9 protein-coding genes and 1 pseudogene are annotated in these 16,984 nt (G+C 70.2%); 8 read left to right on the top strand and 2 right to left on the bottom strand.

Features of this window, described 5'->3' with window-relative positions:
- Positions 1 to 56 precede the first annotated feature (56 nt).
- The gene (locus A8W25_RS05265) at positions 57 to 1,397 is read left to right on the top strand and encodes a TIR-like protein FxsC (RefSeq protein WP_158942397.1); all 1,341 of its coding nucleotides are present in this window, start codon (positions 57 to 59) and stop codon (positions 1,395 to 1,397) included.
- The gene (fxsT, locus tag A8W25_RS05260) at positions 1,381 to 5,316 is read left to right on the top strand and encodes an FxSxx-COOH system tetratricopeptide repeat protein (RefSeq protein ID WP_067156412.1); all 3,936 of its coding nucleotides are present in this window, start codon (positions 1,381 to 1,383) and stop codon (positions 5,314 to 5,316) included. The genes A8W25_RS05265 and fxsT overlap by 17 nt, the downstream gene beginning before the upstream one ends.
- A gap of 82 nt (positions 5,317 to 5,398) precedes the next feature.
- Here the strand turns inward: fxsT and A8W25_RS05255 are convergent, their stop codons facing one another.
- A complete protein-coding gene (locus A8W25_RS05255) occupies positions 5,399 to 6,268 on the bottom strand; it encodes an alpha/beta fold hydrolase (RefSeq protein WP_079125812.1) in 870 nt (289 codons plus the stop codon).
- Positions 6,269 to 6,480: 212 nt separating this feature from the next.
- Between A8W25_RS05255 and A8W25_RS05250 the strand changes: the two genes are divergently transcribed.
- Positions 6,481 to 7,353 carry a slipin family protein gene (locus tag A8W25_RS05250; RefSeq protein ID WP_067156407.1) on the top strand — a complete coding sequence of 291 codons (873 nt, stop codon included), beginning with the start codon at positions 6,481 to 6,483 and terminating at the stop codon, positions 7,351 to 7,353.
- Positions 7,354 to 7,388: 35 nt separating this feature from the next.
- Here A8W25_RS05250 and A8W25_RS05245 read toward each other — a convergent pair whose 3' ends face one another.
- On the bottom strand, positions 7,389 to 8,432 hold the full coding sequence (locus A8W25_RS05245; RefSeq protein WP_067156404.1) for an ABC transporter permease: 1,044 nt from the start codon (positions 8,430 to 8,432) through the stop codon (positions 7,389 to 7,391).
- Positions 8,433 to 8,605: 173 nt separating this feature from the next.
- Here A8W25_RS05245 and A8W25_RS05240 point away from each other — a divergent pair.
- The 5 genes and pseudogenes from A8W25_RS05240 to A8W25_RS05220 form a co-directional block, all read left to right on the top strand.
- Positions 8,606 to 10,555, top strand: a pseudogene (locus tag A8W25_RS05240) (PHP domain-containing protein); the annotation flags it as partial.
- 136 nt (positions 10,556 to 10,691) lie between these two features.
- The gene (locus A8W25_RS33820) at positions 10,692 to 12,239 is read left to right on the top strand and encodes an integrase (RefSeq protein ID WP_158942395.1); all 1,548 of its coding nucleotides are present in this window, start codon (positions 10,692 to 10,694) and stop codon (positions 12,237 to 12,239) included.
- Positions 12,236 to 14,206 carry a hypothetical protein gene (locus tag A8W25_RS05230; RefSeq protein ID WP_158942393.1) on the top strand — a complete coding sequence of 657 codons (1,971 nt, stop codon included), beginning with the start codon at positions 12,236 to 12,238 and terminating at the stop codon, positions 14,204 to 14,206. Before A8W25_RS33820 ends, A8W25_RS05230 begins: the two co-directional genes overlap by 4 nt.
- Entirely contained in the window at positions 14,203 to 16,398 is a 2,196-nt protein-coding gene (locus A8W25_RS05225; protein ID WP_067156395.1) for a site-specific integrase, read from the top strand. Before A8W25_RS05230 ends, A8W25_RS05225 begins: the two co-directional genes overlap by 4 nt.
- Positions 16,379 to 16,840: a hypothetical protein gene (locus A8W25_RS05220; RefSeq protein ID WP_067156392.1), complete on the top strand. Its 462-nt coding sequence runs from the start codon at positions 16,379 to 16,381 to the stop codon at positions 16,838 to 16,840. The genes A8W25_RS05225 and A8W25_RS05220 overlap by 20 nt, the downstream gene beginning before the upstream one ends.
- Positions 16,841 to 16,984 lie beyond the last annotated feature (144 nt).

The raw sequence follows: 16,984 nt of genomic DNA, 5'->3' as shown, positions 1-16,984 counted from the left end.
ATGGAGCGCCGTGCGCTCCGGAATGATGTTCTTCAATACTGCAGGACGGGGGTCGTGTGCACGCATCAGCGCAGCCGCGTCCGGCCGACCAACATCGGCCCTACTTCTTTCTGAGTTACGCGCATACGCCGAGGTACGGGGCGGGCGGCCCGGACCCCGACATGTGGGTGGAGCGGCTCTTCCGTGATCTCTGCGGCCATGTGATGGCCATGACCGACCTGCCCGCCGGTGCGCCCGCCGGCTTCATGGACCGGGAGATACGCTCCGGCGAGGGCTGGTCGGAGCGCCTCGGCGAAGTCCTCGCCTCCTGCCGGGTGTTCGTACCGCTGTTCTCGCCGCGCTACTTCGCGAGCGAGATGTGCGGCCGTGAGTGGTACGCGTTCGAACAGCGGACCATCCAGCACCAGGCGTACACCAACCGCCCGGCCGAGGCGATCGTGCCGGCCCTGTGGGTGCCGGTCCCGCCCGAGCAACTGCCCGGGCCCGCCGAGCGGTTGCAGTTCAATCACCGGGCCTTCGGCGACCGCTATGTCAGCGACGGCCTCTATGGGCTCATCAAGCTGCGCATATTCGCCGAGGAGTACGAACGCGCGGTCTACGAGCTCGCCAAACGGATCGTCAGCGTCGCCGACGCCACCGCCATACGGCCCGGCCGCCACGTCGACTACCGGCTGGCGCCCAGCGCCTTCGGCGCGGCCCCCAGCGAGGGGCCCCGCCCCATGCACGTCACCGTCGCCGCACCCACCCGCCACGAGCTGCCCGAGGGCCGCGACGACGTGTACTACGGCGACAGCCCGCTGGAGTGGAACCCCTACCATCCCATCTCCGCCCGGCCGCTGGCGCTGGTGGCGGAGGACATGGTGCGCTCGCTCAACTACCAGACCACCGTCTCCTCCTTCGACGAGGAGGTGCTGCACCTCGACGGCAAGCAGCCGCCCTCGCGGCCCGAGGTGCTGCTGGTGGACCGGTGGGCCCTGGAGGACGACGACCGGCGGGCCCGGCTCGCGGCCTTCGACGCCGAGCACCGGCCCTGGGTGAGCGTGGTCGTCCCGTGGAACCGGGACGACCAGCAGAGCCGGGCGTCGGAGACCGAGTTGTCGCACCGGCTGGAAGAGACCATGCCGTCCAAGATGCGCCAGGGGCGGGCCGCGTGCCGGGCCGCAGCCAAGGGCGTGCCGAGCATGGAGGCCTTCGGGCAGATACTGCCCCAGGTCGTGGAAGCGGCGGCACAGCAGTATCTGAGACACGCGACGGTCTATCCGCCCGCAGGGGGCGGGCACACCGAACGGCCGCGCCTGGTCGGGCCGATGGGCACCGATTTCGGCACCACGCAGTACATCCCCGACAGGCTCGATCACGCGCCCGATGCGGAGGAGACGGATGACAGCCAGTCGTGACGGACGCATCGTCACGTTCTACTCGTACAAGGGTGGTACGGGCCGCACCATGGCCCTCGCCAACACGGCCTGGATCCTTGCCGCCAACGGCAAGCGGGTCCTCGCGGTGGACTGGGACCTGGAGGCCCCGGGGCTGCACCGCTTCTTCCACCCGTTCCTGGACCCCTCGACGCTCGGCGCCACCACCGGGGTCATCGATCTCATCACCGAGTACGCCTGGGCCGCCACCAGTCCCGTGCCGCGCTCGGACGACTGGCACCGCGACTACGCGCGCATCCAGCCGCACGCGGTCTCCCTCACACCCGAGGCGCTCGGCTGGCAGTTCCCCGACGGCGGCACCCTGGACTTCGTCTCCGCCGGCCGGCAGAACCGCGAGTACTCGGCGACCGTCTCCACGTTCGACTGGGACAACTTCTACGACCGGCTCGGCGGCGGCCACTTCTTCGACGCCCTGCGCGAGGACATGAAGGAGAACTACGACTACGTCCTGATCGACAGCCGCACCGGTCTCAGCGACATCGCCGACATCTGCACCGTCCACCTCCCCGACGTCCTGGTGGACTGCTTCACCCTCAGCGACCAGTCCATAGACGGCGCCGCCTCCGTGGCCCGCCAGATCGACGAGCGCTACAGCGGCCAGAACATCCGCATCCTGCCCGTCCCGATGCGCATCGACGAGGGCGAGAAGGAGAAGGCCGACGCCGGCCGGGCGCTCGCCCGCCTCAAGTTCGACCGCTTCCCGGCCGGACTCTCGGGTGATGAACTCACCACGTACTGGGGCGCGGTGGAGATCCCGTACCGCCCCTACTACGCCTACGAGGAGACGCTGGCGACCTTCGGCGACGAGGCCGGGCTCTCCAACTCGCTGCTCTCCGCCTTCGAGCGCCTCGCCTCCGTGGTCACCGAGGGCCGGATCACCTCGATGCCGACGGTCAACGAGGAGATCCGGCTGCGGATCCGGGACGCCTTCACCCGCCGCAGGCCCGCCCTTCCGGCCGATCTGTTCCTCAGCTATGTGGCCGAGAACCGGATGTGGGCGGACTGGATCGAGTCCGTGCTGACCCGGGCCGGGTTCCGGGTGGTGCCCCGCGATGTGTCGGCCGAGCCCAGCAGCGCCGACGGGGAGGCGGTCGCCGCCGAGAGCGCCGCCCGTACCGTGGTCCTGCTCTCCAGCGCCTACCTCAAGTCGGCCCGCGCCGTGGAGATCTGGTCCCGGGCCGCCGCCGAGGACCCCTCGGGCGCCCGCCGCCAGCTGCTGCCGCTGCGGGTCGGCGACGTCCGGCTCACCGCGCCCTACATCGACCGCAACCCGGTGGACCTGTTCCGGCTCGACGAGGTGCACGCCACCACCGCGCTGCTGCGGGCCCTGGAGCGGCCGGTGCAGATCAGCGACGGGGTGGCGCCCGGACCGCGGTTCCCCGGCACCGTCCCCAAGATCTGGAACGCACCGCCGCGCAACCCCGGCTTCACCGGCCGCTCGCTGGTCCTGGAGCGGATGCGCGACCAGCTCGGCGGCGGCCTCGCCGTCGTCCTGCCGCAGCCGCAGACGCTGTACGGACTCGGCGGCGTCGGCAAGACCCAGGTGGCCCTGGAGTACGTCCACCGGTTCATGGCCGACTACGACCTGGTCTGGTGGATCTCCGCCGAGCAGCCCGACGACGTGGTGGCCGGCCTCGCCGAACTCGGCGTACGGCTCGGGGTGCAGGGCGGCGACGACATGAACTCCGCCTCCCGCGAGGCCATCGACCTGCTGCGGCGCGGGGTGCCCACCTCCCGCTGGCTGCTGGTCTTCGACAACGCGGACGACCCCGAGCAGCTCAAGCGGTTCTTCCCGCCGGGCGGCCCGGGCCATGTCCTGGTCACCTCAAGGAACCAGACCTGGTCGCAGTACGGCGACGCGCTGCCCGTCGACGTGTTCCTGCGCGAGGAGTCCGTCGAGCACCTCCAGCGGCGTGCCCCCGGGCTCTCCGTGGACGACGCCGACCAGGTCGCCATCGCGGTGGGCGACCTGCCGCTCGCCGTCGAGCAGGCGGCGGCGTGGATCGCGGAGACCGCGACGCCGGTCGCCGCCTATCTGGAGCAGCTGGCCCAGCAGGCCCCCAGCGTCCTGGCGCTCAACCAGCCCGCCGGATACCCCGAGCCGGTCGCCGCCACCTGGAACGTCTCCATCGAGCGGCTGAAGCAGCGCTCACCCGCGGCGGTCCGCCTGCTCCAGCTCTGCGCCTTCTTCGCGCCCGAGCCGATCTCCGCCAATCTCCTCTACAGCAAGGAGATGATCGACGCGCTCAAGCCGTACGACGCCACGCTCCAGGAGAAGCTGGTGCTCGGCCGGGTCATCCGGGAGATCGGCCGGTTCGCCCTCGCCAAGGTCGACCAGGTCGGCAGCTCCATCCAGGTGCACCGGCTGGTCCAGGCCGTGATCCGGGCGCAGTTGAGCGACGAGGAGCAGATGGACGCCCGGCACGCCGTCCACCGCATCCTCGCGGGCGCCCGGCCGGACGCCGACGAGCCGATCGACAACCCGGAGACCTGGGCGCAGTTCAACACCATCTGGCCGCATCTGACCCCGTCGGGGGCGCGCCTGTGCGACGAGCCGGAGACCCGTCGGCTGCTCATCGACCGGGTGCGCTATCTGTGGAAGCGCGGTGACTTCAACGCGGCCGCCAACCTCGCCGAGGACCTGCGCGAGGAGTGGCGCGAGAAGCTGGGGCCCAACGACCTCCAGTATCTGTATCTGCGCTTCCACCTCTCCAACATCCTTCGCTCGCGCGGCCGTTACGTCGAGGCGATGGAGCTGGACGAGGAGACCCTGTCCCGTCAGACGGAGGTGCTCGGCGCCTCGCACCCGCACACGTACATGACCACCAGCGCCCTGGCGATGGACCTCGGCGCGCTCGGCCAGTACAGCAAGGCGATGGAGCTGGCGACCGAGGCGCACGAGGGGTTCCGGCAGATCTTCGACGAGTCGCACCCGCGCACCCTCGCCGCCGCCAACAACCTCGCCCTGAACATGCGGATGCTCGGCCAGTACGCCCGGGCCCGCGAGCTCGACCAGGACGTCTACGACCGGCGCACCGAGGTGCTGGGCCCGGAGCACCCCTACACCCTCTCCTCCGCGATGAACCTGGCGCGGGACCTGCGGGAGGTGGGGCGCTACGAGGACTCGGTGGCGCTGCTCAGCCGGACCTACGACCTCTACAAGCAGCAGCTGGGCCGGGCCTTCCCGGGCACCCTGGCGGCGGCCAAGAGCCTCGCCGTGTCGCTGCGCCGGGCGGGCCGGCTCGACGACGCGCGGCGGCTGACCACCGCGACCCGCAACCGCTACCGCGCCAAGTACACCTCCGCCAACCCCGACTGGCTGGCCTGCGACCTCAACATGGCCGCCGACCTGTTCGCGGCCGGGGACTCGGCGGCGGCGCGGGACGCGGCCCAGGAGGTCGTCGACCAGTACATCAAGGTGCCGGGGGAGCGGCATCCGTACACCCTGGCGGCCACCAACAACCTGGGCATCTACCAGTGGGGCTGCGGGTCGCTCGACGCCGCCGACACCCTGTTGGAGAACACCATACGGACGATGCGCGACATACTCGGCGAGAACCATCCGCACGCGTTGTTCGCCACCGTCAACCTCGCCAATGTGAAGGCCGACATGGGTGATCTGGAGAGCGCCCTGGAGATCGAGCGCAACGCGGTCGCACGGCTGCGGGAGGTGCTGGGGGCGCACCACCCCGAGACGCTCGCCTGCGCCGCGAACATGGCGGTGACGCTCGACGGGCTGGGTCGCAAGGAGGAGGCGACGCACGTACGGGCGGAGGCCGTGGAGGAGCTCCAGCGTCTGCTCGGCGACGAGCACGCGTTCGTCCGGATCGCCCGGGACGAGCGCAGGGTGCAGCGGGACCTGGAGCCGCTGGCGGTGTGAGACGACCGGCGGTGTGAGACGAGGGGACGGCCGGTGCGACCGGAGTGATCGCACCGGTTCCCTCGCCGGGTACCGCGTGCGGTCAGTCCTCCTCGATCAGCCAGGTGAGGATGTCGGGCAGGGCGTGCAGGGCGTCGAAGTGGGCGGCGGCCGGCTCCAGTACGGCCGTGGCGCCCGGGATGCGTTCGGCGAGCCAACGGGAGTGGCCGACCGGTGAGAACACGTCCTTGACGCCGTGCCAGAGCAGCACCTCGCCGATGATGTCGGCGGGGTCGAACCCCCATGGGCTGCTCAGGGCGAGCGCGTCGTCGATCCACCCGTACGCCGAAGTGCGCAGCGCCTCCTGGTAGTTGCGCAGCAGCATGGAGCGCACACCCGCGTCCTTGACCACCATCCGGTCGGCGTGGGTGAGGTCGCGGCGCAGCTCGTCCAGGAGCTGGATGGGGTTCTTGCGGATCTCGTCGGAGCGCGGGATGAGCCGGGCCGCGAACTCCTCGGGGTCGACCGTGGCGGTGGTGTACTCCTCCACGTTGTAGGCGGTCATCCCGTCGAACCAGTCGAGCCCGGCCGCGTCCCGGGGCGCCAGGGTGACCAGCGCCGCGGTTCTGGTGACCCGCTCGGGCAGCAGGGCGGCGCAGGCCAGCGCGTGCGGGGCGCCGCCGGAGCGGCCGACGACGGCGAAGCGTTCCAGCCCGTAACTGTCCGCGATCGTCTTCACGTCCTGGACGACGTCGGCGACGCTGCGGCCCTCCAGCCGGTCGGAGCCGCCGTAGCCGGGCCGGTCGTAGGCGATCAGCTGCATCCGGCGCTGGTAGAGCACCATGCCGCGCGGCGCGGGGCCGAGACGGCTGCCCGGGGTGCCGTGCAGCAGGAAGACCGGCCTGCCCCGCGGGTCCCCGAAGCGCTCCACCATCAGATGCCGGCCGTCGGCCGCGCGCACCCGACCGCGCACTCGTGCCCCCTGAGGTCGTGGATCGCGATACCGATCGCCGGGCCCGTGCTCGTACCGCCCATATCGGTTGTCGTATACAGGCATCGACTGTTGCGGCATTCCCCTCCCGCCCGCGGTTTACCCATTCAGTGGAGTGTGACCGGGACTCCCCCTGGGACGGAAGCGGAGTTACCGTCGAAGTACACGTCCGATTCGGACCCTTGGGGGCCGTGATGGTCGAAGCAGTGGTGGCGACGGCCGTGGCCGTCGGTTCCGTCGGCATCGTGTATGTGATGGCGGCGGCCCGGGTCGTCAAGCAGTACGAACGCGGTGTGGTCTTCCGGCTGGGCAAACTCAGGGGATCGGTGCGCGGCCCGGGATTCACCCTGATCCTTCCGTTCGCCGACCGTCTCCACAAGGTGAACATGCAGATTGTGACGATGCCGGTCCCGGCGCAGGACGGGATCACCCGGGACAACGTCACGGTCCGGGTGGACGCGGTGATCTACTTCAAGGTGGTCGACCCGTCCGACGCGGTCATCCAGGTCGAGGACTACCGCTTCGCGGTCTCCCAGATGGCCCAGACCTCACTGCGCTCGATCATCGGCAAGAGCGACCTCGACGATCTGCTCTCCAACCGCGAGAAGCTCAACCAGGGTCTGGAGCTGATGATCGACAGCCCGGCGATGGGGTGGGGCGTGCAGATCGACCGGGTGGAGATCAAGGACGTCTCGCTGCCGGAGACGATGAAGCGCTCGATGGCCCGTCAGGCCGAGGCCGACCGGGAGCGCCGGGCGCGGGTGATCAACGCGGACGCGGAGCTCCAGGCCTCCAAGAAGCTGGCCGAGGCGGCCGGGGTGATGTCGCAGCAGCCCGCGGCCCTCCAACTGCGGCTGCTCCAGACGGTGGTGGCGGTGGCGGCCGAGAAGAACTCGACACTGGTCCTGCCGTTCCCGGTGGAGCTGCTGAGGTTCCTGGAACGGGCGGCCCCGCAGGCGGCGCAGCCACCCTCGGTGGTGACGGGTACGGAGACGGCGGCTGGTGCGGAGGCGGCAACCGGCGTGGAGGCGGCAGCCGGTGCCGAAAGTGAAGGCAAGGCTCCGTAACTCAGGGGAATCCGGAGCGAGTTCCAGGAGGGGGCTCAGGCGTCGGCGCGGGCGCCCACTTCGAGCGGGTCGTCCCCCGCGCCCTCGTCCCTCTTGCGCAGCCCGGCCATGACCAGGGTGACCACGGCCCCGCCCACCGCCCAGGCGGAGAGCACCAGGAGCGGGCCGGTGACCGAGTTGCCCCGGAAGTACGCGATGGAGCGCGCCACCCAGGTGCCCGCGCCCGGGGGCAGCGCGGGGCCGATCGCCTTCCAGAACGGCGGCAGCAGCGGATACGGATAGGCGCCGCCCGCGCTCGGGTTGCCCAGGACGACGACGACCAGGATCGCGAGGCCGATGCCGACGATCCCGGCGAGGCCCTGGAAGGCCAGGGTGGTGGCGCCGACGGCGAACACCACCAGGGCGCCCAGGCCCGCCAGGCTCGGATAGCTGCCCGGCAGCGCACCGAGCACCGGCCCGATGATCAGGGCGCCGAGCAGCCCGGCGGCGATCGAGTACACCGCGAGCGCGGCGAGGCGGATCACCGCCCGCTGGGTGTTGGCGGGCCGGGCGCCATGGCTGATCGCCAGGATCGCGGCGCACAGATAGCCGCCCACGCACCAGCCGACGACCAGGTAGAACGAGGACAGACCGCGAGCGTCCTGCCGGTCGGCCGGAGCGACGTCGACCACCTTCACGGTGCGCTGCTCGGCCTTCTCGATCGCGGTGACCACCAGCTCGACGGCCTGCGAGAGGGACGCCCCGCCACCGCCCGCGACGAGCAGGGTGTCGGTGGTGGACCCCGGGTCGACGATCAGCGCGCCGTCGATGTCGCGGTCGCGCAGCTTCCGGGTCGCCTCGGCCCGGTCCTTGACCGCACGGGCGTCCAGCGCGCCGCCGGGGAGCGCGTTCAGCCGCTGCACGGCCTGGGCGCTGATCTCCGCGGGCGCGACCACCCCGAACGGGACGTCCTTCGGCTTGGGGCTGTGGAAGGCCCCGGCATAGGACGCGATGAACGCGACCATCAGTCCGAGCACCCCGATGACCAGCAGCGCGGCCCGCACGGTGACGGCGCTCTTCACCTCGTCGACGAACGTCATGTCCCTCACGCTCCGGGGCGCGGCAGGGCGGCGCAGTCGGGGCGGGGCCGAATGGCTGACGTCCGCGGAGCGAGGTGCCCCATACGTATCGAACATGTGTGTCGTACGTGCGTTCGAAATTGGTCTATGGTGAAAGGAGGGGGAAGTGAGAACGACTGGTCCAGGAGGTGCGGGTGCCCGGCTTCACGCATCTGCGCACGGTTTCGGGTTACTCCCTGCGGTACGGGGCTTCCCACCCGGAACGGCTGGTCGAGCGCGCCGCCGACCTGGGGATGGACGCACTCGCCCTCACCGACCGGGACACCCTCGCCGGCGCCGTGCGCTTCGCCAAGGCGTGTGCGGCGGCGGGGGTGCGCCCGCTCTTCGGCACTGACCTCGCCGTCCCCGGACACCTCCCCGAACAAGCGGAGGGGGGCGCCCCGGCCCGGCGTCCGCGCACCCCGGTGCGGGGCGGCGCCTTCGTCGACGAGTCGGCGCCGCGCGCCACCTTCCTCGCCCGGGACGGCGCCGCCGGCTGGGCGGAGCTCTGCCGGCTGATCACCGCCGCCCACACCGCCACCGGACAGCCCGCCCTCTCCTGGTCCGCGCTGCCCGCCGACGGACTCACCGTGCTGCTCGGACCGGCCTCCGAGGTGGGCAGGGCGCTCGCCGCCGGCCGCCCGGACCGGGCCGTACACCTCCTCGCCCCCTGGCGCGAGCTGTACGGCGACGCCCTGCGCCTTGAGGTCGTGCACCACGGGCGCCCGGGCACCGGGCCCGGCTCGCTGCGGCTCGCCGCCCGCACCCTCGGCCTCGCCGCCGAACAGGGCGTACCGGCCGTGCTGACCAACGCCGTGCGGTACGCGGACGCCGGGCTCGGGCCGGTCGCCGACGTCCTGGACGCGGCCCGCAGGCTCGTCCCCGTCGATCCGCGCCGGGGGCTGGACAGCGGCGAGCGCTGGCTCAAGGATCCCGCCGCCATGGCCCGGGCCGCCGAACAGGTCGCCGAGGCCGCCGGGTTCCGCCGGGACACCGCGCACCGGCTGCTCGCCACGACCGAGGAGACCGCCGCCGCGTGCCTGGTCGACCCCGGCGAGGAGCTGGGCATCAAGACGTACAGCTACTTCCCCGAGCCCCACCTCGTCGGCGCCGCCGACCGCGCCCCGCAGCGGGTCCTCGCCTCCCGGGCCGCCGCCGGCATGGTGCTGCGCGGCTACGACGGCGACCGCGCGTACTGGGAGCGGATGCACCGGGAACTGGACGTCATCGCCGCCCACGGCTTCGCCGCGTACTTCCTCACCGTCGCCCGAGTCGTCGACGACATACGGGAGATGGGCATCCGGGTGGCCGCGCGCGGCTCCAGCGCCGGGTCGCTCGTCAACCACCTCCTCGGCATCGCCCACGCCGACCCCGTCGCACACGGCCTGCTGATGGAGCGCTTCCTGTCCGCCCGGCGCTATGCGCTGCCGGACATCGACATCGACGTCGAGTCCGCCCGCCGCCTCGACGTCTACCGCGCGATCATCGGCCGCTTCGGCAGCGAACGTGTCGCCGCCGTCGCCATGCCCGAGACCTACCGGGTCCGCCACGCCGTACGCGACGTGGGCGCCGCACTGTCCATGGACCCGGCCGAGATCGACCGGATCGCCAAGTCCTTCCCGCACATCCGGGCCCGCGACGCCCGCACCGCGATGGCCGAACTGCCGGAGCTGCGCGAGATCGCGGCGGAGCAGGGGCGGCACGGCAGGCTGTGGGAGCTGGTCGAGGCGCTGGACGGGCTGCCGCGCGGGATCGCCATGCACCCGTGCGGAGTGCTGCTCTCGAACATCACGCTGCTGCGCCGCACCCCGGTGGTCCCGACCAGCGGCGAGGTCCCCCAAGGCCTCAAGGGCCAGGGAGGTGCCCCCATCCCCATGTCCCAGTTCGACAAGGAGGACGTGGAGGACCTCGGACTGCTCAAGCTGGACGTCCTCGGCGTACGGATGCAGTCGGCGATGGCGCACGCGGTCGCCGAGATCGGCCGCACCACCGGCCGGAAGCTGGACCTCGACGACCCGCGCCAGGTCCCCGAGGGGGACCTGCCGACCTACCGGCTCATCCGTTCCACCGAGACGCTCGGCTGCTTCCAGATCGAGTCGCCGGGCCTTCTCTACTGTCTGAGTCACTGTCGGTTTTCGGCTCGGACATCGGCGCGGAGGCATATGCATGGAGGAGCCCGAGGGTTCCTGGGCTGTCGAGTTCTACGACCTGAGCCGGGACTTCCCTGTCCCTGCGGGCGGTGTGGATCTGGGACAGCTGGGCGACGTACACGAAAGAGCACGCGAGAACGGCGCGCGGGACGGCACACCCATCATCTGGTCAAGGCGACACGGCACGGATCCGTGGATCAACCTCTTCTTCCGTGCTGACGAGATCGTATCCAAGCAGCGGACCACGTGGCGCCGGTATGCGTACGCGCTCGTCGTCTGGCTGAACTTCCTGGAGCAGCGGGGACGGCTCTGGTACGAGGCGAGCAAGCGCGACTACACGGACTTCAAGCACTGGCGGATGACTGATGCCCGTAATTACTGGCGGGTGGAGGGGACGTCCTTCGACACCGACAGGGCGGGGCTCAAGAGGTTCTACGCGTGGGCCTCTGGCGAGTACGAGGTCTTCAACCCGATCCCGTCCCAGTCCGCGCAGTCCGGTGGCAACGGCGGGCACGGGACGGCGCGCCGGGACCCGTCTCGTCCGGCTGGAGCGCCTCGCCGTCAGGTGAAGTGGCTGCTGCGCAAGGCTTTCGAGCAGTGGAAGGACGTGGGGCTGAGGGGCTACGGGTTCGACGGCCTGCGTCCGGGGAGCTGGCACGGCTTCAACGAGGACCGGAACACGGCGTTCGTCGAGGGGCTGTGGGGTACGGGGCTTCGGCTGGAGGAGTGGGCGAGCGTCCTGGATGTCGAGCTGCCGCCGACACCCGTGACGAGCAGGTACCCGAAGGTGTGGCTGGCGCAGTCCTGCGCCAAGGGGCGGCGCTACGGACGTAACTTCCGGATTCCGCGGGCGGTTGTGAAAGCCGTGGCAGGCTACATGGACCCGATGGAGGGTTCGCGGGCGGAGGCGATCGGGCGGGCGCAGCGGGCCGGCCGGTACGAGCGGGTGCCCGGCCTGGTGATCGTGACCGGGCACAACCCGCGGTCGAAGACACTCAAAGTGCAGGCCCCGCTCGGGAGTTCCGCGACGCTGTCCCTTGATGTTCTGGGGCCGCAGGAGCGGATCCGTTTGTTCCGGGAGACGGCGGGCGGGCTGGAGCCGCTCGCCGTCTGGCTGAGCGTCGACGGCATGCCGCATCGGGCCCACAGCTGGGAGAACACGTTTACCACCGCCAACTCCCGGGTCGCCCAGGCGTGGGCGCGCTCGCGGTGGCCCGGGTTCGACGACCTGGAGGCGGAGGAGCGGGAGAGGCGGGCAGCCCAGTGCCCGCTGTGGGCTCGGCCGCACATGTTGCGGCACTCCTACGCGCTGGTCTGGTACTCGATCCTGAGCGCCGTGTGGGAGCAGCGCCTCCAAGGGTTCACCGAGGCCGAGAAGCATGCGTTCCGTGAGCAGTTCGGCGATGTCTGGTACCAGTTGGCGACGATGCTCGGGCATCGCAACCCGCAGACCACCAGGGACTGGTACCTGGCTCCCTTCACGGCGCTGGAAGTCGACTACCTGATGGCGCTGGTCGATGGTGATCAGCGGGAGGCCGTTGACATCCTGCTGGGGAAGGTCGCTGCGGACAGTGAGCTGGTCCTGTCTCCGGTTCCCGAGGATGTGGAGCTTCTCGACGACCCGGAGGGCGACGCGTGAGCCGCAGAGGTCGTAAGGCGAGCGTGCCTCCCGGGAACTGGCAGTCGCCGGAGCGGCTCATCATTACCGAGGACGAGTGCAGCGTCTTCTTCGTCGAGGAGAAGGGGCGGCGCAGCAAGGTCTACGACTTCACGAAACTGCAGGTCAGTACCGGCATTCAGCGGTGGTTGGCCCGGTCCTTCGCGCGGGCTACTGGACCGACTTCCGGAGTCAAGCGGGCCAGCGCTGCCGAGGGGCTCTGGTCCGGTGTGCAGCTCCTGGCGGGATATCTCGCGAAGGTGGACCCGGTTGTGCACGAGCCCGCGCACATTACGGCCGTCCACATCAAGGAGAGCTTGCTCGCAGTTTCGCTGGGCTCCAGGAAGTCCCACGTAGAGCGGCTGCGGGCGACCTTCCGTGCAGACAAGGAGCTGTCGACCGAGGCGCGGAACGCCATCCTGCACGGGCGGTTGCCCGCGTACGAGTCGAAGGTGCAGCCGTACAGCCACGACGAACATCAGGAGCTCATGACCGCGGTCCGTCACGACATCCGCGTCGCCCGTGACCGGATCCAGGCTGGGCGTGAGGTCCTGGCCGCGTACCGCCGCGGCGACCTCGGCCCACCCGGCCGCTTCAACCATGCCGAAAAGCTCGGCCGCGTGCTGGACACCCTCGACCGGACTGGAGACGTGCTGCGGCGCGTGACGCCGTCGAAGCCGCAGGGTGGCATCCCTTCCTGGGTGCAGGCACTGGGCGGGACCCACGAACTTGTGTCCCGGCTGACGCTGACGCGCACGGAGACGGTGGCGTTCTGCTTGATGTTCATCGATCTCACCAGCGAGAACTTCGGCACCATCGGGGAATGGCCGGCGGCGCACTTCCGGCCGGACGGTGACCTCGGAGGGCCCGCACTGGCTCTCGTGGACGAGGTGAAGCCACGGCGCGGGCCGTCGTTGGAGTTCATGGTGACATCATTGGAGGACGTGCCCGCATCGCTTGTCGGCGTCCTGCAGACGGAGGATGACGACAAGCATCTGTTCCGTTCCGCCTTCCGCGTCTACCAACTGCTGCTGGACCTGACGGAGTTGGCGAGACGCCACGGCGGAGAAACACACGCCTTCTGCTATCCGAAAGTCCGCGCTCGGGGAGGTCTCGCGTGGGGGAACGGCACCCATCGGAGCGGGATCGTGGCCTGGGCGGCGGGGCACGACTTCCGTCCTGAGGTGAGAGCCGACCGCCCGGAGCGCGGGGGTGGTTCACCTGGTGAACTCCCTGACGATGACGATGGTGCGACGACCGAGCAGGACAGGGGGAAGGAGAAGGCCGAAGAGGCGGAGGACAAGGGGCTGTCGGTCAATGTGCACCGGCTTCGGCGGGCGGCGCTGGAACGCGGGGGAAGGCCCGTGGCGCACACCAGGGAGACCTACCAGAACTATCTACGGACGAGCCGGCCGGCGACCGAGCGCGGGCGCACGGTCATGCGCGAAGCTCTGGAGGAGGAGGTCACCAAGGCGCGGGCGGTGCAGGAGGTTCCGGTGCTGACCGACGACTTCCTCGCACGCGCCGCCGAGGCCCCGGAGCAGGCCGCGGCCGATATTGGCGTAGACACGAAGACTCTAGCCCGACTGATCTCCGGTGAGCAGGACACCGTGCTGGTGGGCTGCACGGCCCCGGAGGACAGCCCGTTCACGGGGCCCGGGAAGCCGTGCGGCGCCTCTTTTCTCGACGACTGTCTGCGGTGCGAGAACGCGCGTGCACTGCCCCACCAGCTGCCGGTCCAAGTCGAGGCACACGGTCGACTCAAGCATCTGAAGCGCGACCTCGATCCGCGCCTGTGGGCCCACCTCCACGCCGAGACGTTCGCTCGCCTGTCCAACCTGCTGAGGGATTACACCCCGGCCGAGCGCTCCGCCGCCCGCGACCGCGTCACGGCCGCCGAGCGGGCGCTCGTGGACGACCTCATCAACGGAAGGATGGATCTGCGATGACCTCCGTGCCGACATCCGACCCCTCGGTCGGGGCAGCGCTGCTGCCGGGACCGGACACCGTGGTCCTGGCTCACCGACCGCTCCGCGACTCGACGGACAAGGCCACACTGTCCCGGTTCGGGGACCCGGTCTGGCACCTGGGCCCCGGGCTGCTTGATGATCAGTTGTGTCCGGTCAGTGAGAACTGGCCGCGCCTGATGCCCGACTCCTTGCGGGAAGGCTTCACGACGTGTGCATGGGTCGCGCTCAACACCAACTGGCCCGCTCAACTGCGGCCTGGACTGATCGATGAGCAACCCGAGGTCCTGACGATTCACAAATGGATCATGTCCATGTCACCCTTTGCTGCATGGCTGGATACGCGCGGGTTTACGCGCTTGTGCGATGTCAGCAGTCGGGACCTGGGCCTGTACAAGAGTCACGTCCTTGCCCTGACCAACTCCACGGAGGACAAGCGGCGCCTGTTGCACGCAGTTCGGGTCGTCTGGGGTTACCGGGACACGCTGCCCGACGAGCACCGTCTCCCGCACCGCAGACCATGGGGTGCCGCCTCGGCGGATGACCTGGTCGGCGTCAAGCGCGTTCAGAGCCGGTACAACAAGACGCCGCGCATCGATCCCGTCACCATGGATGCCTTGCTGGCGTGGGCCCTTCGGATGGTTGAGGACTTCGGGCCCGACATCCGCGACGCGGCCCGGGAAGCACGACTGCTCTTGGACGGGCGGCACCCGGCGACCCTGGCGGCACGCGACCGATTCAGCTCCGGTTCCTTGAAGGGGCGTCTGGCGGTCTACGTGGCCGAACTTCACCGCGCGGGCCGCGGGCTGCCCGGCACGAAACGCCGCGAGCGGCACGGCGGCCGGCTCGGAGTGGATCACCAGCACATCGCCCGTATGGTGGCGTCCACCGGACCCCATGTGAAGCCGTACGACGGCCTGCTGCTGTCCATGGCCGAGGACTACGGCCTTGAACTGGAATCCGACGCCTACTTCCTCGGTCCGATCACCGGCAGCTTCCAGGGCGCCCCGTGGCGCGACCGCCCGATCGGCGTGCGCGAGGTCAACCAGTTGGTGCGCTACCTGACGGCCGCATGCTTCATCGTCATCTGCTACCTCTCCGGCATGCGCAGCGGTGAAGTTCTGCAGCTCCGCCGCGGATGCCTGCGCGAGGACGAGTACGGCGGACTTGTACTCGTCGGGCGGCGCAGCAAAGGCTCCGACCATGATCCTGATCCCGACCCGGAGGAGACGGAGGAACGGGCGTGGGCCGTGGTCGGCGCGGTCGCTCCGGTCGTGCGGATACTGGAGTCGCTTTCCGATGCCGAGCTGCTGTTCCCGCCGAGCCGGCAACGTACCACCACGGTCCGCTCACGCCGGAAGCAGTCGAAGCCGTCGGGCACGATGAACGACGACATCCGGGAGTTCATGGGCTGGGTGAACGCCCAGTTCTCCGGTCGGGACGATCCGGCCATCCCGCCCGACCCGACGAAGGACATTCACGCGGCACGTTTCCGCCGTACGCTCGCCTACTTCGTGGTGCGACGCCCGGGCGGACTCGCGGCGGCGCAAGCGCAGTACGGGCACATCCGGGCCAAGGTGACCCTCGGCTACGCCGGAGACGCCGACACCAGCTGGATGGAGGACCTCGCCCTCGAGGAACTGGAGATGGTCAGCGAGCAGGTGGACGAGGACCTGCGAGCGCTCGACGACGGCGAACACGTCAGCGGACCCTCCGCACAGGAGTACCGCCACCGGGTCCGGAAGTCGGCGGCCGTGTTCACCGGGCGCGTCGTCATCCACGCCGACAACGCCCAACGGCTGCTGTCCAGCAAACATCCCGACATCCACCACGGACGGGGCATGACCTGCGTATGGCGATACGAGACCGCGGGCTGCCGAGAGGAACGCGAAGCAGCCGGGGTGGACGTGCACGGACCGGACGAGCCGCTCTGCCGCACCGCATGCGTCAACCTCGCCTACACCGACCGCGACATCGAGGACAAGAAGAGAGAACTCACCCGGCACGAGGCCGCCGCAGCCGATCCGCTGTCGCCCAGGCCCCTGAGGGAACGGGAGGCGGCGAAAGCCGCCCGGGCGCGCGCGGTGATCGCCGCACATGAGCTGGGGCGGCACGGAAGCAGCCGACAGAAGCAAGCGGGAAAGGAGCGGCTCGATGGGGCGCAGACCTCGTGACCGGGACAGAGACGCCACCGCGATCAAAGCGGCGGCCGAGCGGCTGCTGGCCGGCACTCCCCTGCGCTCGGCCTCGGGCAAGCTGACCGCCACCGAGCTCATCGTCGAGTCGGGGTTGCGCCGGGACGTGGTCTATCCCCACCACCAGGACCTGGTCGATGAGTTCCGGCTTCGCGCCCAGGCGCAGGACCGCGTGCCGACTGCCGCCCAAGAACTCGCGGAGCGGTACGCGGCCGTCGTCGATGAATTGAAGGAGACAAAGCAACAGCTCGTAGCGGAAAGGGAGTTGACCGCTTTCCTGCGCCGGACTGCGGTGGAGCTCGCGGTCGAGGTGGAGAACCTGCGCCGCGACCAGGAGGACGTGGCCGACGCCACGGTGGTGTCCATGCCGCGGCGGCGCGGGCCCGGTCGCAGGTCCCTGTCGGCGAACCCGGAGGACTGATCTGCCATGGCCCCGACCTGCGCAGACGGTCCTCACACAGGGCAATCATTGGCGGCATCGAGTGTGGAATAATCCGAGGTGCTATTCTGAGGATTGGATTGAGGTCGAAGGAGGTGAAGGAATGGCCGGCAGGCAAGCCCATCC

Origin of the sequence: Streptomyces sp. ERV7 (assembly GCF_001653515.1) — a bacterium.
Classification (GTDB): Bacteria; Actinomycetota; Actinomycetes; order Streptomycetales; family Streptomycetaceae; genus Streptomyces.
Note: the sequence above shows the minus strand (reverse complement) of the source record. Positions and strands in the feature narration are given on the sequence as shown.

What these genes read in the sequence shown, in the direction of transcription:
- fxsT (WP_067156412.1), top strand. Translation starts at nt 1,381, where the DNA reads ATGACAGCCAGTCGTGACGGACGCATCGTCACGTTCTACTCGTACAAG.
- A8W25_RS05250 (WP_067156407.1), top strand. Translation starts at nt 6,481, where the DNA reads ATGGTCGAAGCAGTGGTGGCGACGGCCGTGGCCGTCGGTTCCGTCGGC.
- A8W25_RS05245 (WP_067156404.1), bottom strand. Translation starts at nt 8,432, where the DNA reads ATGACGTTCGTCGACGAGGTGAAGAGCGCCGTCACCGTGCGGGCCGCG.
- A8W25_RS05225 (WP_067156395.1), top strand. Translation starts at nt 14,203, where the DNA reads ATGACCTCCGTGCCGACATCCGACCCCTCGGTCGGGGCAGCGCTGCTG.
- A8W25_RS05220 (WP_067156392.1), top strand. Translation starts at nt 16,379, where the DNA reads ATGGGGCGCAGACCTCGTGACCGGGACAGAGACGCCACCGCGATCAAA.